The sequence below is a fragment of the Stenotrophomonas sp. STEN029 genome, assembly GCF_056760015.1.
On sequence record NZ_JBRREC010000076.1, the window covers coordinates 1 to 25,815 of the forward strand.

Sequence of the window (25,815 nt, forward strand, 5' to 3'; positions counted from 1 at the left end):
GCGGGCGTGTAATTCCGGGCTCTCCGGGGGGGCCGGGCCACTGCCGCGGTTTTTGACAGCCCCACCCCCGCGGCTGATTAACATCCCCCTGCTTTTTATGCGCCTTGGTGGCCCCGGGTGTGGGGGGGGGCCGCAGCAGGTGTATCTGACAGATGACTGGCTTGCGATTGATCGTTGGTCTGGGCAACCCCGGACCCGAACACGCCCGGACCCGGCACAATGCCGGGTTTCATTTCGTTGAGGCCCTGGCAGAGCGGCAGGGCGCGCGCTGGGCGCTGGAAAGCAAATTGTTTGGCGAAGTCGCCAAGGTCGAGATTGCCGGGCAGCCGGTATGGCTGTTGAAGCCGGCGACCTACATGAACCTCTCTGGCAAATCGGTCACCGCCGCACAGCGGTTCTGGAAGATCGAGCCGGAAGAGACCCTGCTTGCACACGACGAACTGGACATGCCGCCCGGTGTGGCCCGGCTCAAGTTCGACGGTGGCCATGGCGGCCAGAACGGCCTGCGTGACACCATCCGTCTGCTCGGTCATGGCAAGTTCCATCGCCTGCGTCTTGGCATCGGCCATCCCGGTCACAAGGACCGCGTGGTGGGGTGGGTATTGGGCCGTCCGTCGCCGGACGACGCCGTGCTGATGGCACAGGCCATCGATGCGGCCATCGACGTGATGCCGTTGGCGGTAGCCGGTGATTACAGCGAAGCGATGAAGCGTCTGCACACCACCAAGTGAGCGAAAAATGGGGAATGGGGAATGGAACGGCACTAGGCCCTTCCGGTTCTCCATTCCCGATTTTCCATTCACGGGAGTTCAAGCATGGGTATCAAATGCGGCATCGTCGGTCTGCCCAATGTCGGCAAGTCGACCCTGTTCAATGCGCTGACCAAGGCGGGTATCGCTGCGGCCAACTTCCCGTTCTGCACGATCGAGCCGAACACCGGCGTGGTGCCGGTGCCGGATCCGCGCCTTGATGCGCTGGCAACCATCGTCAAGCCGGAGCGGGTGATCCCGACCACGATGGAGTTCGTCGACATCGCCGGTCTGGTCGCTGGTGCGTCCAAGGGTGAAGGCCTGGGCAACAAGTTCCTGGCCCACATCCGCGAGACCGACGCCATCGCCCACGTCGTGCGCTGCTTCGAAGACGGCAACGTCATCCACGTGGCCAACAAGGTCGACCCGATCGCCGATATCGAAACCATCGATACCGAGCTGGCGCTGGCCGACCTGGAATCGGTGCTGAAGGCACTGGATCGTGCCACCCGCGCGGCCAAGGCCAACGACAAGGAAGCGCTGGCCCGCAAGCCGGTGCTCGAGAAGCTGGCGTCGGCACTGGATCAGGGCAAGTCGGCGCGTGCCGCCGGCCTCGATGCCGATGATAAGGCGCTGATCCGTGACATGTTCCTGATCACGCTGAAGCCGCTGATGTACATCGCCAACGTTGCCGAAGATGGCTTCGAGAACAATCCGCTGCTGGATGTCGTGCGCGCCCGCGCCGCGGCCGAAGGTGCCGAAGTGGTGCCGGTGTGCGCGGCCATCGAAGAAGAAATGGCACAGCTGGATGATGCCGACCGCGACGAGTTCCTCAAGGATCTCGGTCTGGAAGAGCCCGGCCTGAACCGCGTGATCCGTGCCGGCTACAAGCTGCTTGGCCTGCAGACCTACTTCACCGCAGGCGTGAAGGAAGTTCGTGCATGGCAGCTGCGTGCCGGTTCAACCGCACCGCAGGCGGCAGGCGTGATCCATACCGACTTCGAGCGTGGCTTCATCCGTGCCGAAACCATCAGCTACGAGGACTTCATCAACCTCAAGGGTGAGCAGGGCGCCAAGGAAGCCGGCCGCCTGCGCCTGGAAGGCAAGGATTACATCGTCAAGGAAGGCGACGTGCTGCATTTCCGCTTCAACGTCTGATCCCAGCGACGTTGCTGCAGCAACAAGGCCCCGCATTGCGGGGCCTTGTCATATCTGCGGTTTGTAACGTGGTGAATATTTCGTCACGAATTTGAAAGCCTTGCAGCGCAGGGCCTGCGCGCGGTTGTCCACAGCCTTCTCCAGTCATTGCGCACAGCGCTTGTGGAGAACCCGATAAGCCGGGTGGCTGCTTGTAGGAGCGGCGTCAGCCGCGAAGCTGGTATTCCTGCAGTGCCGGGAGACTGCGCCACCTTATGATGTGCGTGCTTCGCGGCTTACGCCGCTCCCGCAAAAAAAGCCGCATGCCTTCGTTGTAGTGCAGTGGCGAAAAAATCACCGCCATTTTGAAAGCCTTGCAGCGCAGGGCCTGCACGCAGTTGTCCACAGTCTTCTCCATCCATTGCACACAGTGGCTGTGGAGAAAAAGCCCGTAGCCTCCGGAATGTCGGTCAGTGGTAGCACCAAGGGACGCACAAACAACAAGGCCCGCCAATGGCGGGCCTTGTTGGCACTGCGTGCAGACTGGCCTTACAGCGCCTTGCCGCCCAACTTCCAGGTGAGCTGCAGGTAGTAGCTGCGGCCCATGCTGTCGAACCACGAAGTGTCGTAGTACGGGTAATTCGACCAGGTCGGGTCCTTCGGCGGCATCTTGTCGAACAGGTTGTTGACCGACAGCGACACCCGCAGGTGATCAGTGATGTCGTAGCGGGCGCCGGCGTTGAAGCGCCAGGTTGCTTTGGTCCATGCGTCGTTGTCGTAGTTGGCGACCTTGCCCAGGTAGTTGCCGAACAGGCTGGCGCCCCAGGCACCCTTGTCCCAGCTCACGCCCAGGTTCGACTTCACCCGCGGCAGCGTGGTGGCGCTGAAGCTGACATCGAGCATGTCTTCCTTCGGGTCGCCGGGGAACTGCTGGCGGGTGTGGCGATGGGTCCAGTTGTACTGGCCGGTGAAGCTGAAATCGCCTGCGTTCGCGGTCTGCAGACGGTAGTTGGCGGCCACGTCGATGCCCGAGGTTTCCTCGTTGGCGATGTTGATCGGGCCGAAATGCACGCTGGTGATGTTGCCGTCACCGTCACGGATCACGCGTGCCAACGCGTCCACGCAGGTAGGCGAGTTGATGTCGACGGCTGCGCCACTGTCAGTGCTGCCCAGGCGGCAGTTGGCTTCGGTGATGCGCAGCAGCTCGCGGTCCTGCGTCTGCACCTGGTTCTCGATCTGGATCTTGTAGTAATCCACCGCCAGGTCGAAGCCGGCCACCGGTGACCAGACAAAACCAGCGGAGAACGATTTGCTGGTTTCCTCATCCAGGTTCATGTTGCCGCTGTAGACATCGAACGTGCTGCCGTCATAGCTGCCGTCGTCATAGCAGTAGCCATCGGTGACACCCGGCTCGGCGGTGCGGCACTGGAAGTAGTCGGTGGCGAAGCGGGTGCGGTAGTAGTCGTTCCCGGCAAACAGGTAGTGCATGTCCGGCGCACGGAAGCCGGTGCCGTAGGAACTGCGCAACAGCAGCGTATCCAGCGGACGCCATTCCAGGCCGGCGCTGTAGGTGAACTTGCCCGGGCTCTTGTTGCCGTAGCTGTAGCGGTCATAGCGGCCGGCAACGCTGGCTTGCAGGGATGAGGCGATCGGCAGACGCAATTCGCCGGCGGCACTCCAATGATCACGATCGCCGCTGCCATCGCCGTAGCGTGGGCCGTAGTAGGCGTCCTCGGTGAGCGCAAGCGGATCGGGGTTGATCTTGTAGGACTGCTCGCCGTATTCCACTGCACCAGCGAAGCCGACGTCACCTGCAGGCAACGAGAACAGCGACGCAGTATCGACGGTGAAGCTGAGGTTGTCGTTCTTGGCTTCCGGGCGGAAGGTGGACATTGCTGCGATCGAGGCAAACTCGGCCTGCGTCAACGGCGTGAACAGGCGCGCCGGGTCCGGGGTGTAGATCGCGATGCCGTCATCATCGTAACCCTGCAGCTCGCCCAGGAACAGGGCGTTGGCTGCTGCGGCCTTGATACGCGGCATCTTGACGTCAGCCTTGTACTGGGAGTGGTTGTAGGCCGCTTCCCAGTTCCACTCCTCGGCGAACATGCCCTTCAGGCCGGTGGTTACCGCAAATGTCTTCTGGGTGGTGGTGTTCATGCGGTTGCGCAGGCCGCCAACCTCCTCCGGGGTGAATTGACGCGCCCAGTTCTCATAGCGCCCGGTGGTGGCGTTGTAGAAGATCTTGTTGCGGTAGTTGCCTTCGGAGTTCGGGTCATGGAACTCCCAGCCCATGTGGTCGCTGGCGACATCATTGCCATTGGTGCCGGTCAGCAGCTTGACCTTCTGCTGGCCAAGCTGGACATCGGCAAACCACGACAGCGCATCATTGAAGCGGTACTCGAACGAACCATAGGCATTGAAGCCTTTGCGCTCGTTCTGGATGGTGCGATAGGCAATGGCGCGTTCGCTGCCGCAATACGGGCCGTAGTCGTTCTCGGCGAGCACGGTGGTGCCGCCGTTGAGGCCGGCCATCGCCGCGCAATTGTCGGCCGGGGCGATGTTTTCGTCGTCGTCCCAGTTCTGCAGCTGCGCGATAAGGCGCGGCAGCTGGCGTTCTGCAGCAGGCGAATCCAGCGTCGAATCCTGCACGCTGCGGTCGGTGCCCCACAAGGGGCGCTTGTTGATCAGTTCAACGCCGACGATGCCGCTGAACTTGTCCTGCTCAAAGCCGGTGGTGATCGTCAAATTCTGCGATGAGCCACCGCCCCGGCTGGTGTCGCCAAAGCGGTAGTCGAAGGTGGTGCCATCGGTGGACTTCTTCAGGATGAAGTTGATGACGCCGGCCATGGCGTCGGAGCCGTACACGGCCGATGCGCTGCCGGTCAGCACTTCAATGCGATCGATCATGCCCAGTGGGATATTGCCGACGTCGGTGAAGTTGCTGCGGCCATTGAGCGGCAGCGGGAAGTCGGCGATGCGGCGGCCATTGACCAGTACAAGGGTGTGGTTGGGCCCAAGGCCGCGCAGATCGACTGCCTGTGCGCCAGGCGTGGACTGGGCGCCAGTGGTGTTCTGCTGTCCCTGCGTGCTGCCGCTGTTCTGGCTGAGCGAGCGCAGTACGTCGGGTACCGAGGTGAAGCCGGCGGATTTGATCTGCTCGGCGGTCACCACAGTGACCGGCGCCGGGCCTTCCACCTGGGCGCGCGGGATGCGCGAGCCGGTGACCTGCACCGTGTCGAGTTGTTGCGGTTGGCCCTGGGTGGCGGTCTGCGCCAGGGCGGGGGCGGCCATCGACAGCAGGGCCAGTTGGATTGAACACACCATTGCGTGCTTACGCATGAATCAGCTCTCTGATGAAAAGTGTCCGGATTTGTCCTGTCGGCATGTAGGGGAATGCCGGCCAACCCTGTCTGTAATGTGAATGGGGTCACTGCATCTAACACCTTTTTTACACGCTTGACCACTGCCAGAAAGTCTGGCATTACAGCTGTAAGCGATTACATGGATCGGGTAGAGGGCGCTATGAAACGTAAGAGTTCCTGGCTGGGGCGAGTGGTCCTGGCTATCGCGGCTATTGCTGCGGGGGGCGTGGCCCACGCCGAGGATTCGCGCGCCATCAGCGCTGCTGGCTATCGCTACTACGAAGTGGGTGATCTGGATGCCCCCCGCCCGGGCAAGACCGAGGCGGCCATGATGTTGATGGGCGGCGGCGACTGGGTGCCGGAAGCCTTCCACTGGTGGGTTGAGCGGGCAGGGCATGGCCGCGTGGTGATCCTGCGCGCCTCTGGCGACGACAACATGCAGAAGGAGCTGTACTACGACATCGGCGGCGTCACCGCGGTGCAGACGCTGGTGTTCGACAGCCGCAAAGCGGCCGACGACCCGGCCGTGCTGCGGGTGGTGCGTGGTGCCGATGCGATTTTCATCGCTGGCGGTGACCAGTCGCGCTACATCCGTTTCTGGAAGGGCACCGAGCTCAATACCCTGCTCAATGAGCATGTCCGCGCGGGCAAGCCGATCGGTGGCACCAGTGCGGGCTTGGCCATCCTTGGTGGTTATTCCTATGGCGCGCTGGATGGCGGCAGTGTCAATTCGCCGACTGCGTTGAGCGACCCGATGGGCAGCGAAGTGACCATGGACCGGGATTTCCTGACCATGCCCTACCTGTCGAACGTGGTGACCGACACCCATTTCGCCAAGCGTGATCGCCTGGGGCGCCTGATTGTCTTCGTCGCCCGCGCTGCCCAGGACAAGGGCCAGGACGATATCGTCGGTATCGGCGTGGATGAGGACACCGCGCTGTGCGTGGAGGCCGATGGGCGTGGCCGGGTGTACTCGCTGGTCGATGGCTATGCATGGCTGGTGATGCCGCGCCGCACGGCCGATCGCCTGAGCAATGGTGAGCCGTTGGAATTCAGTTCGATTCCGGTCACGGGCGTGGGCTCGGGTAGTCGCCTGCATCTGGATGGCTTCAAGGTCGACAATGCCGCCTTCACCGCGATGGCCAGTGTCGTCGACGGCGAGTTGGAGCTGCATCCCAACTGAGTGCGTGCGATCAACAGAAAAAAGGGGGCTTCGGCCCCCTTTTTTTTGTGGTCCCTTGGCGCGCGGCGGGACTGTTGGGGGCGGAGACTGCCGCGCGGGCGTGGCTGGCGATGGAAAGGCGGTGCCTGCGACCACGGTGACTGTTCAGAGTGGCAGGCACCTGCCTAGAATCGGGCTTCCATTCGGGAGTGAAGAAACATGAAGCTGACTTCTGCAGTACTGCTGGGCCTGGCGTCGCTGTCCTCGGGAGCTGCTGCGGCAGCCGAGGTTTCTCCCCTGCTGGTCATCCATGGCGGGGCGGGGGTGGAGCGCAAGGATTTCAGCGCTGCAGAAGAGCGCGCCGCGCGTGCGGCGCTGACCGAGGCATTGCGTCAAGGTCATCAGGCACTGGCCGCTGGCAAGCCTGCACTGGATGCGGTGACTGCCGCGATCACCGTGTTGGAGAACGATCCGACCTTCAATGCAGGTCGCGGTGCGGTGTTCACCCATGACGGCAAGAATGAGCTGGACGCCTCGCTGATGGATGGCGCCACGCTGCGTGCCGGTGCCGTCGCTGGCGTGCATACGGTCAAGAACCCGATCCTGCTGTCGCGCGCGGTGATGGAGCATTCGCCGCACGTGATGATGGTGGGGCAGGGCGCGGAGATATTTGCCGCCGAGCAGAAGATCGAACTGGTGGATCCGTCCTACTTCCGTACCGAGAAGCGCTGGGAGCAGCTGCAGCGTGCCTTGAAGGAAGAGGCTGCAGGGCAGGCACATGCCGACCTGGAGACCGCCAAGCATTTCGGCACCGTCGGTGCGGTTGCGCTGGACAACCAGGGCAAGCTCGCCGCGGGCACGTCCACAGGCGGCATGACCAACAAACGCTATGGGCGTGTTGGTGATTCGCCGATCATCGGCGCGGGTACCTATGCCAATGATCAGTGCGCGGTTTCAGGCACGGGCTGGGGTGAGTACTACATCCGCCTGTCCGTCGCGCATGAGATCTGTGCACGCATGAAGTACCTGAAGGAAACACCTGCACAGGCTGGCGATGAAGTGATCGTCAAGCGCGTGCCAGAGCTCGGCGGCGATGGCGGCGGTATCGTTCTGTCTGCGGATGGCAAGGCGGCGATGCCGTTCAATACCGAAGGCATGTATCGCGGTTGGATTGGTGCCGATGGCGTGCCACACGTGGCGATTTTTGCCGACGAAAAGATTAAGATGCCCGGCGAGTGACCGGCACCGCCGATGCCGAAAAAGAAATTTCACCGAATGTGAAGATTTCTGTTGACAGCATCGGCGCTGATCACCAAAATAGCGAGCTCACCCACCCCTGACCGGCAAGGCCGCGGTCCTCGACAAGGGAGTGGAATGGAGGGATACCCAAGCGGCCAACGGGGGCAGACTGTAAATCTGCTGGCTTACGCCTTCGGTGGTTCGAATCCACCTCCCTCCACCAGTTTTATGTTGTGGCGTGTTTTCCCGGTGCGGGAGTAGTTCAACGGTAGAACCTTAGCCTTCCAAGCTAATGGTGCGGGTTCGATTCCCGTCTCCCGCTCCATTGAACGAAACGAAAAAACGCGGCATAATAGACAACTCGCTCACGTAGCTCAGTCGGTAGAGCACCTCCTTGGTAAGGAGGAGGTCGAAGGTTCGATTCCTTTCGTGAGCACCATCTTTCGCAGATAGTGCACAACTAACCCTGTTACCGAGAAGAAGCAGCCATGTCCAAGAGCAAGTTCGAGCGTACCAAGCCGCACGTTAACGTCGGTACTATCGGCCACGTCGATCATGGCAAGACCACGCTGACTGCCGCACTGACCAAGATCGGTGCAGAGCGCTTCGGTGGCGAGTTCAAGGATTACTCCTCGATCGACGCCGCGCCGGAAGAGAAGGCACGTGGCATCACGATCTCGACCGCACACGTTGAGTACGAATCCGCTACCCGTCACTACGCCCACGTGGATTGCCCGGGCCATGCTGACTACGTCAAGAACATGATCACCGGTGCTGCCCAGATGGACGGCGCGATCCTGGTCTGCTCGGCTGCTGACGGCCCGATGCCGCAGACCCGCGAGCACATCCTGCTGTCGCGTCAGGTCGGCGTGCCGTACATCGTCGTGTTCCTGAACAAGGCCGACATGGTTGACGATGCCGAGCTGCTGGAACTGGTCGAAATGGAAGTCCGCGAGCTGCTGAGCAAGTACGACTTCCCGGGCGACGACACCCCGATCGTGCACGGTTCGGCTCGTATGGCGCTGGAAGGCGACCAGAGCGACATCGGCGTGCCGGCCATCCTGAAGCTGGTCGATGCACTGGACAGCTGGATCCCGACCCCGGAGCGTGACGTCGACAAGCCGTTCCTGATGCCGGTGGAAGACGTGTTCTCGATCTCGGGCCGCGGCACCGTGGTGACCGGTCGTATCGAGCGCGGCGTGATCAAGGTCGGCGAAGAAATCGAAATCGTCGGTATCCGTCCGGTCCAGAAGACCACCGTCACCGGCGTGGAAATGTTCCGCAAGCTGCTGGACCAGGGTCAGGCAGGTGACAACGCCGGTCTGCTGCTGCGCGGCACCAAGCGTGACGACGTCGAGCGTGGCCAGGTTCTGGCCAAGCCGGGTTCGATCAAGCCGCACACCCAGTTCGAAGCCGAAGTGTACGTCCTGTCGAAGGACGAGGGCGGCCGTCATACCCCGTTCTTCAAGGGCTACCGTCCGCAGTTCTACTTCCGTACCACCGACATCACCGGTGCGGTTGAGCTGCCGGAAGGCGTCGAGATGGTGATGCCGGGCGACAACGTGAAGATGGTTGTCACCCTGATCAACCCGGTGGCAATGGACGAAGGCCTGCGCTTCGCAATCCGCGAAGGTGGCCGTACCGTCGGCGCCGGCGTGGTCGCAAAGATCGTCGCTTAATAAGCCTGTAGCGCCAGCAGTAACTGCTGTTGGCGGCGCGGATGGCGGGCCGGGTACCTCGGTCCGCCTTCGCCGTCTAAGGTGATGTGTAATAGTCAAGTTTTACGCCAGTAGCTCAATTGGCAGAGCAGCGGTCTCCAAAACCGCAGGTTGGGGGTTCGAGTCCCTCCTGGCGTGCCATTTGCAACTCTCTATCCAGTGACCTTGGTCGCACCAGCTACAAGAGTCGGATGAACAGCAAGATCGAACATTCCAAGCCCGCCGCGTCTTCTGGTGGCGATATCGTCAAGTACGTCGGCGCTGCGCTGTTGGTGCTGGCTGGTTTGTTTGTCTGGTTCTGGTTTGCCGATCAGCCGCGTGCTGCCCAGCTGGGCGCATGGGCCGGTCAGTGGCGTGCGCTGGCAGTGGTTTTGGGTCTGGTGGCCGGTGGTGCAGTGTTCATGCTGACCACGAAGGGCCGTCAGACAATCGAATTCCTTTCTGAATCCCGTTTCGAGCTGCGCAAGGTCGTGTGGCCGACCCGCCAGGAAGCTATCCGCATGACGTGGGTGGTGGTTGTGGTGGTGATCGTGTTGAGCCTGCTGTTGGGTGGCTTCGACTTCGTGATCCAGAAGCTGACCCAGTGGTTCCTGGGTCGTTAAGGAGATATCTGTGAAGCGTTGGTACGTCGTTCACGCCTATTCAGGTTTTGAGAAGTCGGTTGCGCAGGCACTGCGTGATCGCATTGCGCGTGACGAGATGCAGGAGCTTTTTGGCGACGTGCTGGTCCCCACGGAAGAAGTGGTGGAAATGCGCGCTGGCCAGAAGCGCCGCTCCGAGCGCAAGTTCTTCCCGGGTTACGTGCTGGTACAGATCGAGACCCACGAAGAAGCCGGTATCCCGCGCATCGACAACGAAAGCTGGCATCTGGTCAAGGAAACCCCGAAGGTCATGGGTTTCATCGGTGGTACTGCTGACCGGCCTCTGCCGATCCAGGACAGCGAAGCTGCTGCCATCCTGAATCGCGTTCAGGAAGGCGTCGAGAAGCCGCGTCCGAAGGTACTGTTCGAGCCGGGCCAGATGGTCCGTGTCACCGAAGGTCCGTTCAACGATTTCAACGGCGTTGTCGAAGAAGTCAATTACGAAAAGAGCCGCCTGCGCGTCTCGGTGCTGATCTTCGGTCGCGCCACCCCGGTCGAGCTTGAATTCGGCCAGGTCGAGAAGGCGATCTAAGGCGCTGCGTGTCACCTGTTCAGGTGGCGTCGCAAAAAGCTGCTACAATTTTCGGCTCCCCAATGAGGGAGCAAATCAAGGGCTGCCGCGAGGTGGCCTTTGGTGCGATTTCACAACGCGATGCCGGGACGCGTGATTCCCGGTCCGATGGGGAGCCTGTTGTCGCAAGGCGCTAGCACCCGGAGAGCACTCTAATGGCAAAGAAAGTTGTCGGTTATATCAAGCTGCAGGTAAAGGCCGGTCAGGCCAATCCCTCGCCGCCGGTCGGTCCTGCGCTGGGTCAGCGTGGCCTGAACATCATGGAATTCTGCAAGGCGTTCAACGCTGCCACGCAGAAGCTGGAACCGGGTCTGCCGGTGCCGGTGATCATCACGGCCTACTCGGACCGTACGTTCACCTTCATCACCAAGAGCACCCCGGCGACCACGCTGCTGAAGAAGGCCGCTGGCATTTCTTCGGGCTCGAAGAAGCCGAACACCGACAAGGTGGGCAAGGTTACTCGCGCGCAGCTGGAAGAAATCTGCAAGGCAAAGGAGCCGGATCTGACGGCTGCCAGCCTTGACGCCGCCGTGCGTACGATCGCGGGTTCTGCCCGTTCCATGGGCCTGGTGGTAGAGGGTTAATCTGATGGCACAGACCAAGCGTGAGAAGGCCATCAAGGCCGCTATCGTCCCGGGCAAGGCATACGCCTTCGAGGACGCAATCAACATCCTGAAGACCGCCACCAAGGCCAAGTTCGTCGAGTCGATCGACGTGGCCGTGCGTCTGGGCGTGGATGCCAAGAAGTCCGACCAGCAGGTTCGCGGTTCCACCGTGCTGCCGGCCGGTACCGGCAAGTCGGTCCGCGTTGCCGTGTTCGCTCCGGCCGGTGCCAAGGCTGACGAAGCCCTGGCCGCTGGTGCCGAAGCCGTCGGCATGGACGACCTGGCTGAGAAGATGCAGGCCGGCGATCTGAACTATGACGTCGTCATTGCTACCCCGGACGCGATGCGCGTTGTCGGTAAGCTGGGCACCCTGCTGGGCCCGCGTGGCTTGATGCCGAACCCGAAGGTCGGCACCGTTTCGGCCAACCCGGGCGAAGCCGTCAAGAATGCCAAGTCGGGTCAGGTGCGTTACCGCACCGACAAGGCCGGCATCATCCACTGCACCATCGGCAAGGCCAGCTTCGAAAACGGCGCGCTGCAGTCGAACCTGCAGGCACTGCTGGTTGACCTGATCAAGGCCAAGCCGGCCACCTCGAAGGGCCTGTACCTGCAGAAGGTGTCGGTCAGCTCGACGATGGGCCCGGGCGTGACTGTTGATCAGTCCTCGCTGACCCTGAAGTAATTGTTTCAAGCGGCCTCGGTACCTTTGGTGCCGAGGCCGTCATTTTGAAGGCGTCGCGCAGGGTGACCTGCGTGGAGCCGTCAAAGACCGCAGGCGCGGTCAGCGCATACCGGCGACGGGCATGGAAGCTCGATTTGGCAAGGAGTCGCCGCCGGCACAGCGAGATCGCTTAATCGATTCGTTCTCGGATCACCCTGCGTAGATGGTGCCGCCCTTCTGGATTTTTCTGGTTCACGTACGTCCGGGTTTGCCCGGGTTTGCACTCCAGCTCTAGAACGGCCACCACCGGAACATCACCCGATGTTCCCGGCGTCCAGGACGGATGCCGCCCAGGACCGCACACGGCTAGGAGCCGTAAGCGGAATATGTTTGAAGCAGGGTGTTGAGGTTCGGCCAGGGAGGCCTGCAGCAGTGGCATTGCCGCTCTTGCCAATCCCGGATCCCGAATTCCCAGTCCCAGCTTAAACGGAGGAGTGCAATGGCTCTCAATCTGTCCCAGAAGCAAGAAGTAGTCGCCGAGCTGGCAGACGTCGCCGCCAAGGCCCACTCCTTGATCGCAGCCGAATACGCTGGCACCACGGTCGCTCAGATGACCGCGATGCGTAAGCAGGCCCGCGAAACCGGTGTTTTCTTGAAGGTTGTCAAGAACACGCTGGCCTCGCGCGCCGTTGAAGGCACCGATTTCGCAGTTGCAAAAGACCAGATGGTTGGTCCGCTGCTGTATGCGTTTTCGCTTGAGGAGCCCGGCGCAGCCGGTCGCCTGATCAAGGAAGCCGCCAAGGGTAACGACAAGCTGAAGGCGAAGGTCGTGGCAATCGGCGGGGAAGTTTTCCCGGCCAGCCACGTCGACGTGCTGGCATCGTTGCCGACCCGTGATCAGGCCCTGGCCATGCTGGCCCGCGTCCTGACCGAGCCGGTCACCATGTTCGCCCGCGCCGTCAAGGCTATCGGTGAGAAGCAGGAAGGTGGCGCAGCGGAAGCTGCAGCGCCGGCCGCTGAAGCTGAAGCCGTCTAAGTTCGACGTCTCCGTGGTTCCGCACGGAACCTCAATCCAGAATATTTTCAAAAGGTAATCAAAATGTCCCTTACCAACGATCAGATCGTCGACGCAATCGCCGAAAAGTCCCTGATGGAAGTGATGGAGCTGGTCAAGGCCATCGAAGAGAAGTTCGGCGTGTCGGCCGCTGCCCCGGTTGCAGTTGCTGCTGCTGGCCCGGTTGCTGCTGTTGAAGAGCAGACCGAATTCAACGTCATCCTGAAGGATGCCGGCGCGAAGAAGGTCGAAGTGATTAAGGCCGTCCGCGCCATCACCGGCCTGGGCCTGAAGGAGGCGAAGGACCTGGCTGAAGCCGGTGGCGTCGTGAAGGAAGGCGCTTCGAAGGAAGACGCCGACAAGTTCAAGAAGGAACTGGAAGCCGCCGGCGCGACCGTCGAGCTGAAGTAATCAGTTCTTGCATCGTCATCGATTCACGGCGATGCAGCCAAGGCTGGGGGCGTAAAGCCCCCGGCCTTTGGTCGTTTCAAACCGTTGTAATGCCGGGCGTGCCTGGCAGGCAATAGAAAGACCAACGTGGCAAGTGTCAGGCGCTGCGCTCCAGACGATGGGGTGACCCGCAGCCGATACAAGCGAGTTGGCAGTTGGAAGTAGCAATAGAAGGCGTGCTGGTGCCGGCAATACCAGCGACTTCCAACTGACAATTTCAAGATTTCCTTACGGGTCGTGGACGCACGGCTCGCACAACAAGGTGGAAGACCTCATGACGTCCTATTCGTACACCGAAAAAAAGCGCATCCGCAAAGATTTCGGCAAGCAGCGCTCGATCCTCGAGGTGCCGTTCCTGCTCGCGATCCAGGTTGATTCGTACCGCGAATTCCTGCAGGAAAACATCGATCCGGCCAAGCGCTCCGACCACGGCCTGCATGCTGCGCTGAAGTCGGTGTTCCCGATTTCCAGCTACAGCGGCAATGCTGCCCTGGAATACGTCGGCTACAAGCTGGGCGATCCGGTGTTTGACGAGCGCGAGTGCCGCCAGCGTGGCATGAGCTACGGCGCGCCGCTGCGCGTCACCGTGCGTCTGGTCATCTACGACCGCGAATCGTCCACCAAGGCGATCAAGTACGTGAAGGAGCAGGAGGTCTATCTGGGCGAAATCCCGTTGATGACCGACAACGGCACCTTCATCGTCAACGGTACCGAGCGCGTCATCGTGTCGCAGCTGCACCGTTCGCCGGGCGTGTTCTTCGACCACGACCGTGGCAAGACCCACAGCTCGGGCAAGCTGCTGTACAGCGCCCGCATCATTCCGTACCGCGGTTCCTGGCTGGACTTCGAGTTCGACCCGAAGGACGCACTGTTCACCCGTATCGACCGTCGCCGCAAGTTGCCGGTGTCGGTGCTGCTGCGTGCGCTGGGCTACAACAACGAAGAGATGCTGGCCGAGTTCTTCGAGGTCAACACCTTCCACATCAACCCGGACGAAGGCGTGCAGCTGGAGCTGGTGCCGGAGCGTCTGCGTGGCGAAACGCTGAACTTCGACCTGGCTGACGGCGACAAGGTCATCGTGGAAGCCGGCAAGCGCATCACCGCGCGCCACATCAAGCAGCTGCAGGCCTCGGGCATTGCCGCCCTGGCCGTGCCGGACGACTACATCGTCGGCCGCATCCTGTCGCACGACGTGGTTGATGCCAACACCGGTGAACTGCTGGCCCAGGCCAACGACGAAATCAGCGACGAACAGCTGCAGAACTTCCGCAAGGCGGGTGTTGATGCAGTGGGCACGCTGTGGGTGAACGATCTGGATCGTGGCCCGTACCTGTCCAATACCCTGCGCATCGATGGCACCAAGACCCAGCTCGAAGCGCTGGTCGAAATCTATCGCATGATGCGTCCGGGCGAGCCGCCGACCAAGGACGCCGCGCAGAACCTGTTCCACAACCTGTTCTTCACCTTCGAGCGCTACGACCTGTCCACGGTTGGCCGCATGAAGTTCAACCGTCGTGTCGGCCGCAAGGAAGTCACCGGTGAGTCGGTGCTGTACGACCGCAAGTATTTCGGTGAGCGTAACGACGAGGAATCCAAGCGCCTGGTCGCCGCACACGGCGAAGGTTCGGACATCCTGGACGTGATCAAGGTGCTGACCGAGATCCGCAACGGCCGCGGCGTGGTCGATGACATCGACCACCTAGGCAACCGTCGCGTGCGTTCGGTCGGTGAAATGGCCGAGAACGTGTTCCGCGTGGGCCTGGTCCGCGTCGAGCGCGCGGTCAAGGAGCGCCTGTCGATGGCCGAGTCGGAAGGCTTGACCCCGCAGGAACTGATCAACGCCAAGCCGGTGGCTGCCGCGATCAAGGAATTCTTCGGTTCCTCGCAGCTGTCGCAGTTCATGGACCAGAACAACCCGCTGTCGGAAGTGACGCACAAGCGTCGCGTCTCGGCGCTGGGCCCGGGCGGCCTGACCCGCGAGCGCGCTGGCTTCGAAGTCCGCGACGTGCACCCGACCCATTACGGCCGCGTCTGCACCATCGAAACGCCGGAAGGCCCGAACATCGGCCTGATCAACTCGCTGGCCGTGTTCGCACGCACCAACAAGTACGGCTTCCTGGAAACCCCGTACCGCAAGGTGCATGACGGCAAGGTCTCCGACGAAGTCGAGTTCCTGTCGGCCATCGAAGAGAACGAGTACGTCATCGCCCAGGCCAACGCCCTGACCGATGCCAAGGGCATGCTCACCGAGCAGTTCGTGCCGTGCCGCTTCCAAGGTGAGTCGCTGCTCAAGCCGCCGGCAGAAGTCCACTTCATGGACGTCTCGCCGATGCAGACCGTGTCGGTCGCTGCCGCGCTGGTTCCGTTCCTGGAGCACGATGACGCAAACCGTGCACTGATGGGCGCCAACATGCAGCGCCAGGCCGTGCCGACCCTGCGTGCACAGAAGCCGCTGGTGGGTACCGGTATCGAACGCGCCGTGGCGCGTGACTCGGGTGTGACCGTGAACGCCCTGCGTGGTGGCCAGATCGTGCAGATCGACGCCGGCCGCATCGTGGTCAAGGCCAACGAGAACGAGATCACCGATCCGGCAGATGCCGGCGTGGATATCTACAACCTGATCAAGTACACCCGTTCGAACCAGAACACCTGCATCAACCAGCGTCCGCTGGTGAATGTGGGTGACGTGATCGCGCGCGGCGACGTGCTGGCCGATGGCCCGTCCACCGACATCGGTGAGCTGGCGCTGGGCCAGAACATGCTGATCGCCTTCATGCCGTGGAACGGCTACAACTTCGAAGACTCCATCCTGCTGTCCGAGCGTGTGGTCGAGGAAGATCGTTACACCACGATCCACATCGAAGAACTGACCTGCGTTGCGCGTGACACCAAGTTGGGGCCGGAGGAAATTTCCGCCGACATCCCGAACGTGTCCGAGCAGGCGCTGAACCGCCTGGACGAATCCGGCGTGGTGTACATCGGTGCGGAAGTGCGCGCCGGCGACATCATGGTTGGCAAGGTCACGCCGAAGGGCGAGAGCCAGCTGACCCCGGAAGAGAAGCTGCTGCGCGCCATCTTCGGCGAGAAGGCTTCGGACGTTAAGGACAGCTCGCTGCGCGTTCCGCCGGGCATGGACGGCACCGTCATCGACGTGCAGGTCTTCACCCGCGACGGCATCGAGAAGGACAAGCGCGCACGCCAGATCGAGGAAAACGAGATCAAGCGCGTCAAGAAGGACTTCGACGACCAGTTCCGCATCCTGGAAGGCGCCATCTACGCACGTCTGCGTTCGCAGCTCGTGGGCAAGGTTGCCAACGGCGGCGCCAGCCTGAAGAAGGGTGACGTGATCACCGATGCGTTCCTGGACGGCCTGAAGAAGTCCGACTGGTTCACCCTGCGCATGAAGGACGATGACGCGTCCGACGCCATCGAACGTGCCCAGATGCAGATCCAGGCACACGAGAAGGAATTCGAGCGTCGCTTCGCCGACAAGCGCGGCAAGATCACCCAGGGCGACGATCTGGCACCGGGCGTGCTGAAGATGGTCAAGGTGTTCCTGGCCGTGAAGCGTCGCATCCAGCCGGGTGACAAGATGGCAGGCCGCCACGGTAACAAGGGTGTGGTCTCCAACGTGGTGCCGGTCGAAGACATGCCGTACATGGCTGACGGCAACACCGTGGACATCTGCTTGAATCCGCTGGGCGTGCCGTCGCGTATGAACATCGGCCAGATTCTGGAAGTGCACTTGGGCTGGGCCGCAAAGGGCCTGGGCAAGCGCATCCAGGGCATGCTGGAACAGCAGCGTGCGGTCAGCGAACTGCGTGAGTTCCTGGGCAAGATCTACAACCATGACTCGGCCATTTCCGAGCAGCGCGTGGACCTGTCCCAGTTCAGCGACGAAGAGCTGCTGAACCTGGCCAAGAACCTGACCGACGGCGTGCCGATGGCAACCCCGGTGTTCGATGGCGCGGCGGAAGAAGAAATCCGCGAGATGCTGAACCTGGCCTACCCGGATGAAGCACCGGAAACCGCTCGCCTTGGCTTCAACGCCAGCAAGACGCAGATGCAGCTGTATGACGGCCGCACCGGCGAAGCCTTCGACCGCAAGACCACGGTCGGCTACATGCATTACCTGAAGTTGAACCACCTGGTCGACGACAAGATGCATGCCCGTTCGACCGGTCCGTACTCGCTCGTTACCCAGCAGCCGCTGGGCGGCAAGGCGCAGTTCGGTGGTCAGCGCTTCGGTGAAATGGAAGTCTGGGCACTGGAAGCCTACGGCGCGGCCTACACCCTGCAGGAAATGCTGACGGTGAAGTCCGATGACGTACAGGGCCGTAACCAGATGTACAAGAACATCGTCGACGGTGAGCACGAGATGGTTGCGGGCATGCCGGAATCCTTCAACGTTTTGGTGAAGGAAATCCGCTCGCTGGCCATCAACATGGAACTGGAAGGCGGTTGATTGCGCAGGCGCTGCTGCAGTGATGCAGCCCCCCCGCCAGCACTGACTGACAGCCCATCGACACAGATTTCCTCCTTTCGGAGAACACCATGAAAGACCTGCTCAACCTCTTCAACCAGCAGCGCCAGACGCTGGACTTCGACGCGATCAAGATTGCGCTGGCCTCGCCGGACCTGATCCGTTCGTGGTCCTTCGGCGAAGTGAAGAAGCCGGAAACCATCAACTACCGTACCTTCAAGCCGGAACGTGACGGCCTGTTCTGCGCCGCCATCTTCGGACCGGTCAAGGACTACGAGTGCCTGTGCGGCAAGTACAAGCGCATGAAGCACCGCGGCGTCGTCTGCGAAAAGTGCGGCACCGAAGTCACCCTGGCCAAGGTGCGCCGCGAGCGCATGGGCCACATCGACCTGGCATCGCCGGTCGCGCACATCTGGTTCCTCAAGTCGCTGCCGTCGCGCATCGGCCTGATGCTGGACATGACCCTGCGTGACATCGAGCGCGTGCTGTACTTCGAAGCCTACGTGGTGACCGAGCCGGGCCTGACCGCCCTGGAGCGCCGCCAGCTGCTGACCGAAGAACAGTACCTGCAGGCCCGCCAGGAGCATGGCGACGACTTCGACGCCGCCATGGGCGCCGAGGCCGTGTACGAACTGCTGCGTACCATCGACCTGCAGGCCGAAATGGTCCGCCTGCGCGAGGAAATCGCCTCGACCGGTTCGGAAACCAAGCTCAAGCGTCTGACCAAGCGCATCAAGCTGGTCGAAGCCTTCCTCGAGTCGGGCAACCGCCCGGAGTGGATGGTGATGACCGTGCTGCCGGTGCTGCCGCCGGACCTGCGTCCGCTGGTTCCGCTGGACGGTGGCCGCTTCGCGACCTCGGATCTGAACGATCTGTACCGCCGCGTCATCAACCGTAACAACCGTCTGCGCCGCCTGCTGGAGCTCAACGCTCCGGACATCATCGTGCGCAACGAAAAGCGCATGCTGCAGGAATCGGTTGACGCCCTGTTGGATAACGGCCGTCGCGGCCGTGCCATCACCGGCACCAACAAGCGCCCGCTCAAGTCGCTGGCCGACATGATCAAGGGCAAGCAGGGTCGCTTCCGCCAGAACCTGCTGGGCAAGCGCGTCGATTACTCGGGCCGTTCGGTGATCACCGTGGGTCCGTACCTGAAGCTGCACCAGTGCGGCCTGCCGAAGAAGATGGCGCTTGAGCTGTTCAAGCCGTTCGTGTTCGCCAAGCTGCAGCGTCGTGGCCTGGCCACCACCATCAAGGCCGCCAAGAAGCTGGTCGAGCGCGAAGAAGGCGAAGTCTGGGACGTCCTGGAAGAAGTCATCCGCGAGCATCCGGTGCTGCTGAACCGTGCGCCGACCCTGCACCGTCTGGGCATCCAGGCGTTCGAACCGCTGTTGATCGAAGGCAAGGCCATCCAGCTGCATCCGCTGGTCTGTACCGCATTCAACGCCGACTTCGACGGTGACCAGATGGCCGTCCACGTGCCGCTCTCGCTGGAAGCCCAGCTGGAAGCGCGTGCGCTGATGATGTCCACCAACAACATCCTGTCGCCGGCCAACGGCGAGCCGATCATCGTGCCGTCGCAGGACGTCGTGTTGGGCCTGTACTACATGGCGCGCTCGCTGGTGAACAAGCAGGGCGAGGGCATGGTGTTCGCGAACACCGACGAAGTGAAGCGTGCCTACGACAACCGTCTGGTTGAGCTGCACGCCCGCGTCAAGGTGCGCATCGTGCAGGTCGAGCGTGACGAAGACGGCAACAAGGTCAAGAAGACCTCGATCGTCGACACCACCGTCGGCCGTGCGCTGCTGAGCGAGATCATGCCGGAAGGTCTGCCGTTCGAGCTGTGCAACACCGAGATGACCAAGAAGAACATCTCTCGCCTGATCAACCAGAGCTACCGTCTGCTGGGTCTGAAGGACACCGTGGTGTTCGCCGACAAGCTGATGTACACCGGCTATGCCTACGCAACCCGCGCTGGCGTGTCGATCGGCATCGACGACATGCTGATCCCGGACGAGAAGAAGGGCATCCTCGGCGAAGCCGAAGCCGAAGTGCTGGAAATCCAGGAACAGTACCAGTCCGGTCTGGTCACCGCTGGCGAGCGCTACAACAAGGTGGTCGACATCTGGTCGCGCACCAATGAGCGCATCGCCAAGGCGATGATGGAAACCATCGGTACCGAGAAGGTCGTGGGCAGCGACGGTGAGATGGTCGACCAGAAGTCGATGAACTCGCTGTACATCATGGCCGACTCCGGTGCGCGTGGTAGCCAGGCGCAGATCCGTCAGCTGGCCGGTATGCGTGGCCTGATGGCGCGTCCGGACGGCTCGATCATCGAGACGCCCATCAAGGCGAACTTCCGCGAAGGCCTGAACGTGCAGGAGTACTTCAACTCCACCCACGGTGCCCGTAAGGGGCTGGCCGATACCGCGTTGAAGACGGCGAACTCGGGTTACCTGACCCGTCGTCTGGTCGACGTGGCACAGGACGTGGTGATCACCGAGGTCGATTGCGGCACCACCGAAGGCCTGACCATGATTCCGATCGTGGAAGGCGGCGACGTGGTTGAGCCGTTGAAGGATCGCGTGCTGGGTCGCGTCGTGGCCGAGGACGTGTTCCTGCCGGGCAACGACGAAGATCCGATCGTGACCCGCAACACCGTGCTCGACGAGCAGTGGGTGAACAAGCTGGAAGAAGCCGGCGTGCAGACCATCAAGGTCCGCTCGACCATCACCTGCGCCTCGTCCTTCGGTGTCTGCAGCCTGTGCTACGGCCGCGATCTGGCCCGTGGCCACATCGTCAACATCGGTGAAGCGGTCGGCGTCATCGCCGCACAGTCGATCGGTGAGCCGGGTACCCAGCTGACCATGCGTACGTTCCACATCGGTGGTGCGGCATCGCGTGCGGCTGCGGTCGACAACATCACCGTCAAGACCACCGGTTCGGTGAAGTTCTCCAACCTGAAGCACGTCGAGCAGACCAGCGGTTCGCTGGTTGCGGTCTCGCGTTCGGGTGAAATCTCCGTGCTCGACCCGCATGGCCGTGAGCGTGAGCGCTACAAGCTGCCGTACGGTGCCAGCATCGGCGTCAAGGACGGTGCTGAGATCAAGGCTGGCCAGACCGTGGCCAACTGGGATCCGCATAACCACCCGATCGTGTCGGAAGTGGCTGGTTTCGTGCGCTTCATCGACTTCATCGATGGCGTGACCGTGATCGAGAAGACCGACGAACTGACCGGTCTGGCCTCGCGCGAAATCACCGATCCGAAGCGTCGTGGCTCGCAGGCCAAGGATCTGCGTCCGCTGGTCCGCATCGTCGATGGCAAGGGCAACGACCTGACCATCCCGGGCACCGACCTGCCGGCACAGTACCTGCTGCCGCCGCGCTCGATCGTCAATCTGCAGGATGGCGCGCCGGTAGGCGTGGGCGACGTGGTTGCCAAGATCCCGCAGGAAGCCTCGAAGACCCGCGACATCACCGGTGGTCTGCCGCGCGTTGCCGACTTGTTCGAAGCCCGCAAGCCGAAGGACCCGGCGATCCTGGCCGAGCGTTCGGGTATCATCAGCTTCGGCAAGGACACCAAGGGCAAGCAGCGCCTGATCATCAAGGACACTGATGGTTCGGAGCACGAAGAGCTGATTCCGAAGTACCGCCAGATCATCGTGTTCGAAGGTGAACACGTGACCCGCGGTGAAACCGTGGTGGACGGCGAGCCGAGCCCGCAGGACATCCTGCGCCTGAAGGGCGTGGAAGAACTGGCCCGTTACCTGGTCAAGGAAATCCAGGACGTTTACCGCCTGCAGGGCGTGAAGATCAACGACAAGCACATTGAAGTGATCTCGCGCCAGATGCTGCGCAAGGTGGAAATCGTTGACCAGGGCAGCAGCAAGTTCCTCAATGGCGAGCAGGCCGAGCGCCAGCGCGTGATCGAGGAGAATGCCAAGCTGATCGCCCGCAACGAGCTGCCGGCACGTTTCGAGCCGGTGCTGCTGGGTATCACCAAGGCATCGCTGGCCACCGAGTCGTTCATCTCGGCGGCTTCGTTCCAGGAAACCACCCGCGTGCTGACCGAGGCTGCCGTGCGCGGTACCTCCGATGGCCTGCGCGGCCTGAAGGAAAACGTGATCGTCGGCCGCCTGATTCCGGCGGGTACCGGCCTTGCGTACCACGCCCAGCGCCGTCGTAACGCGTCGGGTCTGACCGATTCGGAAATCGCAACCCTGGCCGGTCCGGCCGTGGTCGCTGAACCGGCGGTCGTGGCACCGGAAGCTGAACCGGCGACTGGTGAAGAGTAAGTAGTTTGATCCGCCGGTCCGTTCGCGGACCGGCAGTTCGACCTGAACGGGGAATATGGAGATACCCCTGTAACGGCTCTGGATCAGGGCTGGCTTGGCATTGGCCTGTTTGACTGGGCTCTTGACAAGTTGCTACAATCGTCTGTCTCAGCAGGCCAAAATTTTGGCCTGCTTTACAATTTCCGCATCCTGGCCGTTTTTTGGCGGCCCCAATCAGAAGAACCTACTGATGGCGACGATCAACCAGCTGGTACGCAAGCCGCGTCAAGCTACCACCTACAAGAGTGCCTCGCCGGCGCTCGACAAGTGCCCGCAGCGCCGTGGCGTCTGCACGCGCGTGTACACCACCACTCCGAAGAAGCCGAACTCGGCTCTGCGCAAGGTTGCAAAGGTTCGCCTGACCAACCAGGAAGAAGTCATTTCCTACATCGGTGGTGAAGGCCACAACCTGCAGGAGCACTCCGTGGTCCTGATCCGCGGCGGTCGCGTCAAGGATCTGCCGGGTGTGCGTTACCACACCGTCCGTGGCTCGCTCGATGCCGCCGGCGTCGCCAAGCGTCGTCAGGCGCGTTCCAAGTACGGCGCAAAGCGTCCGAAGGCCTGAGGAATAAGACATGTCACGTAAAGGTAATACTCCCCAGCGTTCGGTCCTGCCGGATCCGAAGCACAAGAGCGAAACCATTGCCCGCTTCATCAACATGGTCATGTTGAGCGGCAAGAAGTCCGTTGCTGAAAAGATCGTCTATGGCGCCATGGACGTGATCAGCGAAAAGAACCCGAACGCAATCGAGCTGGTGCAGAAGGCACTGGACAACGTTGCTCCGGGCGTGGAAGTGAAGTCGCGTCGCGTCGGTGGTGCCACCTATCAGGTGCCGGTCGAAGTGCGCGCTTCGCGCAAGATGGCCCTGGCCATGCGTTGGCTGATCGACTCGGCGCGTAAGCGCGGCGAGAACACCATGCCGCGCAAGCTGGCTGCTGAACTGCTGGACGCTTCGGAAAACCGTGGCGGCGCCATCAAGAAGCGCGAAGAAACCCACCGTATGGCGGAAGCGAACAAGGCCTTCGCTCACTACCGCTGGTGAGTTGTGGGGGCCTTGGAAACAGGGCCCCTGGCACCCATGTGGTGCTGCTTGTAGCGCTTTGAGCGCTGCTTAAATCCGAAGGCCGCCGCAAGGCGGCGTTCGGCCATCCGAATTCCAAGAAATTGAGAGGCTCCCGTGGCCCGCACCACTCCTATCGAGCGTTACCGTAACTTCGGCATCATGGCCCACATCGATGCCGGCAAGACCACCACGTCCGAGCGCATCCTGTTCTACACCGGCAAGAGCCACAAGCTCGGTGAAGTGCACGATGGCGCCGCCACCATGGACTGGATGGAGCAGGAGCAGGAACGTGGCATCACGATCCAGTCCGCTGCTACCACCGCGTTCTGGAAGGGCATGGACAAGTCCCTGCCGGAGCACCGTTTCAACATCATCGACACCCCTGGGCACGTTGACTTCACCATCGAAGTCGAACGCTCCCTGCGCGTGCTCGACGGTGCGGTGTTCGTGCTGTGTGCCGTTGGTGGCGTGCAGCCGCAGTCCGAGACCGTGTGGCGCCAGGCCAACAAGTACCAGGTCCCGCGCATCGCGTTCGTCAACAAGATGGACCGTACCGGTGCCAACTTCCTGAAGGTCCGTGACCAGCTGAAGGCCAAGCTCGGCGCCGTCGCCGTGCCGATGCAGCTGCCGATCGGTGCCGAAGAAGGCTTCAAGGGCGTGGTCGATCTGCTCAAGATGAAGGCCATCCATTGGGATGAGGCTTCGCAGGGCATGAAGTTCGAGTACGGCGAAATCCCGGCTGATCTGCAGGCGGCGGCTGAAGAGGCCCGCACCTTCATGATCGAAACCGCGGCTGAAGCCAGCGAAGAGCTGATGGAAAAGTACCTGGGCGGCGAAGAGCTGGACGAGGCCGAGATCATCAACGCGCTGCGTACCCGTACGCTGGCCGTTGAAATCGTGCCGATGTTCTGCGGTTCGGCGTTCAAGAACAAGGGCGTGCAGGCCATGCTGGACGGCGTGATCCAGCTGCTGCCGTCGCCGGTGGACGTGCCTGACGTGAAGGGCACCGACGTCGACGACGATTCCATCGAGATGACCCGCAAGTCGGACGACAAGGCTCCGTTCTCGTCGCTGGCATTCAAGATCATCACCGATCCGTTCGTTGGCGCGCTGACCTTCTTCCGTGTCTACTCGGGCACCCTGAACGGTGGCGACACCGTGCTGAACTCGGTGAAGAACAAGAAGGAGCGTATCGGCCGCATCCTGCAGATGCACTCGAACAACCGCGAGGAAATCAAGGAAGTTCTGGCTGGTGACATCGCTGCTGCCGTGGGCCTGAAGGACACCACCACCGGTGACACGCTGTGCTCGCTCGAAGCACCGATCGTGCTTGAGCGCATGGTGTTCCCGGAGCCGGTGATCTCGATGGCTGTCGAGCCGAAGACCAAGTCGGACCAGGAAAAGATGGGTCTGGCACTGGGCCGTCTTGCACAGGAAGATCCGTCGTTCCGCGTCAAGACCGACGAAGAATCCGGCCAGACCATCATCTCCGGCATGGGCGAGCTGCACCTGGACATCATCGTTGACCGCCTCAAGCGCGAGTTCAACGTTGAAGCCAACGTCGGCAAGCCGCAGGTGGCCTACCGCGAAACCATCCAGCAGGCTGACGTCAAGTCGGATTACAAGCACGCCAAGCAGTCCGGTGGTAAGGGTCAGTACGGTCACGTCGTGATCGAGCTGTCGCCGATCACCGCTGAAGACCGTGCCGATCCGAAGCTGGCTGCTGCCATCAAGGATGACTTCCTGTTCATCAACGACATCACCGGCGGCGTGATCCCGAAGGAATTCATTCCTTCCGTGGAAAAGGGCCTGCGCGAAACCATCACCAGCGGTCCGCTGGCTGGCTTCCCGGTGGTGGACGTCAAGGTCAAGCTGGTGTTCGGCTCGTACCATGACGTTGACTCCTCGGAAATGGCGTTCAAGCTCGCCTCGTCGATGGCCTTCAAGCAGGGCTTCGCCAAGGCCAAGCCGGTTCTGCTGGAGCCGATCATGAAGGTCGAGATCGTGACCCCGGAAGACTACCAGGGTGACGTGATGGGCGACGTAAGCCGCCGTCGTGGCGTTCTGCAGGGTTCGGGCACCACCGGTGACGGCTCGGCCAGCATCATCAATGCGATGATCCCGCTGGGCGAAATGTTCGGTTACGCCACCGCGCTGCGTTCGCAGACCCAGGGTCGCGCAACCTTCACGATGGAATTCGACCATTACGAGCCGGCGCCGAACAACATCGCCGAAACCGTCATCAAGAAGGGCTGAGTCTCTGACTCAGCCTCTCCTTCCAAGTTATAGATAATCAAGGAACAACAATGTCCAAGAGCAAGTTCGAGCGCACCAAGCCGCACGTCAACGTCGGCACCATCGGCCACGTCGACCATGGCAAGACCACCCTGACCGCAGCACTGACCAAGATCGGTGCAGAGCGCTTCGGTGGCGAGTTCAAGGATTACTCCTCGATCGACGCCGCGCCGGAAGAAAAGGCACGTGGCATCACGATCTCGACCGCACACGTTGAGTACGAATCCGCTACCCGTCACTACGCCCACGTGGATTGCCCGGGCCATGCTGACTACGTCAAGAACATGATC

The 25,815-nt window shown here is 61.8% G+C and carries 18 protein-coding genes and 4 tRNA genes; 21 read left to right on the forward strand and 1 reads right to left on the reverse strand.

Annotation, left to right across the window (positions count from 1 at the left end; all coding sequences use genetic code 11):
* Window positions 1–152 precede the first annotated feature (152 nt).
* Together pth and ychF are read left to right on the forward strand one after the other, a co-directional pair.
* Window positions 153–731 carry an aminoacyl-tRNA hydrolase gene (gene pth, locus ACVOLI_RS15475; protein WP_282272531.1) on the forward strand — a complete coding sequence of 193 codons (579 nt, stop codon included), beginning with the start codon at window positions 153–155 and terminating at the stop codon, window positions 729–731.
* A gap of 84 nt (window positions 732–815) precedes the next feature.
* The gene (gene ychF / locus ACVOLI_RS15480) at window positions 816–1,907 is read left to right on the forward strand and encodes a redox-regulated ATPase YchF (RefSeq protein WP_481615102.1); all 1,092 of its coding nucleotides are present in this window, start codon (window positions 816–818) and stop codon (window positions 1,905–1,907) included.
* 528 nt (window positions 1,908–2,435) lie between these two features.
* On the opposite strand, the gene ACVOLI_RS15485 is transcribed toward ychF, so the two are convergent.
* Entirely contained in the window at window positions 2,436–5,225 is a 2,790-nt protein-coding gene (locus tag ACVOLI_RS15485; protein WP_481615103.1) for a TonB-dependent receptor plug domain-containing protein, read from the reverse strand.
* A gap of 162 nt (window positions 5,226–5,387) precedes the next feature.
* On the opposite strand from ACVOLI_RS15485, the gene ACVOLI_RS15490 reads away from it, so the two are divergent.
* From ACVOLI_RS15490 to ACVOLI_RS15580, 19 genes are all read left to right on the forward strand, one after another.
* Window positions 5,388–6,431 carry a cyanophycinase gene (locus tag ACVOLI_RS15490; RefSeq protein WP_481615104.1) on the forward strand — a complete coding sequence of 348 codons (1,044 nt, stop codon included), beginning with the start codon at window positions 5,388–5,390 and terminating at the stop codon, window positions 6,429–6,431.
* A gap of 198 nt (window positions 6,432–6,629) precedes the next feature.
* Window positions 6,630–7,649, forward strand: a complete 1,020-nt coding sequence (locus ACVOLI_RS15495; protein ID WP_481615105.1) for an isoaspartyl peptidase/L-asparaginase family protein — start codon at window positions 6,630–6,632, stop codon at window positions 7,647–7,649.
* A gap of 137 nt (window positions 7,650–7,786) precedes the next feature.
* A tRNA-Tyr gene (locus ACVOLI_RS15500) sits at window positions 7,787–7,872 on the forward strand.
* A 28-nt stretch (window positions 7,873–7,900) separates the two neighbouring features.
* Window positions 7,901–7,974 (forward strand) — tRNA-Gly (locus ACVOLI_RS15505).
* Between the two features lie 38 nt (window positions 7,975–8,012).
* Window positions 8,013–8,088, forward strand: a tRNA-Thr gene (locus tag ACVOLI_RS15510).
* Between the two features lie 49 nt (window positions 8,089–8,137).
* Window positions 8,138–9,328 carry an elongation factor Tu gene (tuf, locus tag ACVOLI_RS15515; RefSeq protein ID WP_481509898.1) on the forward strand — a complete coding sequence of 397 codons (1,191 nt, stop codon included), beginning with the start codon at window positions 8,138–8,140 and terminating at the stop codon, window positions 9,326–9,328.
* A gap of 104 nt (window positions 9,329–9,432) precedes the next feature.
* A tRNA-Trp gene (locus tag ACVOLI_RS15520) sits at window positions 9,433–9,508 on the forward strand.
* A gap of 50 nt (window positions 9,509–9,558) precedes the next feature.
* Window positions 9,559–9,969, forward strand: a complete 411-nt coding sequence (gene secE / locus ACVOLI_RS15525) for a preprotein translocase subunit SecE (protein ID WP_296253959.1) — start codon at window positions 9,559–9,561, stop codon at window positions 9,967–9,969.
* 10 nt (window positions 9,970–9,979) lie between these two features.
* Window positions 9,980–10,540 (forward strand): transcription termination/antitermination protein NusG, encoded by a 561-nt coding sequence (gene nusG / locus ACVOLI_RS15530; RefSeq protein WP_057630031.1) that lies wholly within the window; start codon window positions 9,980–9,982, stop codon window positions 10,538–10,540.
* Window positions 10,541–10,734: 194 nt separating this feature from the next.
* Window positions 10,735–11,163: a 50S ribosomal protein L11 gene (gene rplK, locus ACVOLI_RS15535; protein WP_057630030.1), complete on the forward strand. Its 429-nt coding sequence runs from the start codon at window positions 10,735–10,737 to the stop codon at window positions 11,161–11,163.
* Between the two features lie 4 nt (window positions 11,164–11,167).
* The gene (rplA, locus tag ACVOLI_RS15540; RefSeq protein WP_303749023.1) at window positions 11,168–11,866 is read left to right on the forward strand and encodes a 50S ribosomal protein L1; all 699 of its coding nucleotides are present in this window, start codon (window positions 11,168–11,170) and stop codon (window positions 11,864–11,866) included.
* Window positions 11,867–12,344: 478 nt separating this feature from the next.
* Window positions 12,345–12,881, forward strand: coding sequence for a 50S ribosomal protein L10 (rplJ, locus tag ACVOLI_RS15545; RefSeq protein ID WP_282270681.1), 537 nt, complete (start codon window positions 12,345–12,347; stop codon window positions 12,879–12,881).
* A 63-nt stretch (window positions 12,882–12,944) separates the two neighbouring features.
* The gene (rplL, locus tag ACVOLI_RS15550) at window positions 12,945–13,310 is read left to right on the forward strand and encodes a 50S ribosomal protein L7/L12 (protein WP_282270680.1); all 366 of its coding nucleotides are present in this window, start codon (window positions 12,945–12,947) and stop codon (window positions 13,308–13,310) included.
* 313 nt (window positions 13,311–13,623) lie between these two features.
* Window positions 13,624–17,814 (forward strand): DNA-directed RNA polymerase subunit beta, encoded by a 4,191-nt coding sequence (gene rpoB / locus ACVOLI_RS15555; RefSeq protein ID WP_481615106.1) that lies wholly within the window; start codon window positions 13,624–13,626, stop codon window positions 17,812–17,814.
* A gap of 89 nt (window positions 17,815–17,903) precedes the next feature.
* A complete protein-coding gene (gene rpoC / locus ACVOLI_RS15560; protein WP_481615107.1) occupies window positions 17,904–22,127 on the forward strand; it encodes a DNA-directed RNA polymerase subunit beta' in 4,224 nt (1,407 codons plus the stop codon).
* A gap of 229 nt (window positions 22,128–22,356) precedes the next feature.
* A complete protein-coding gene (gene rpsL, locus ACVOLI_RS15565) occupies window positions 22,357–22,731 on the forward strand; it encodes a 30S ribosomal protein S12 (protein ID WP_004145320.1) in 375 nt (124 codons plus the stop codon).
* Between the two features lie 10 nt (window positions 22,732–22,741).
* The gene (gene rpsG / locus ACVOLI_RS15570) at window positions 22,742–23,209 is read left to right on the forward strand and encodes a 30S ribosomal protein S7 (protein WP_057630019.1); all 468 of its coding nucleotides are present in this window, start codon (window positions 22,742–22,744) and stop codon (window positions 23,207–23,209) included.
* A 135-nt stretch (window positions 23,210–23,344) separates the two neighbouring features.
* Entirely contained in the window at window positions 23,345–25,486 is a 2,142-nt protein-coding gene (gene fusA / locus ACVOLI_RS15575; protein WP_481615108.1) for an elongation factor G, read from the forward strand.
* Window positions 25,487–25,536: 50 nt separating this feature from the next.
* Window positions 25,537–25,815 (forward strand): GTP-binding protein (locus tag ACVOLI_RS15580; RefSeq protein ID WP_481615109.1); only part of this gene is annotated, 279 nt, incomplete at its 3' end.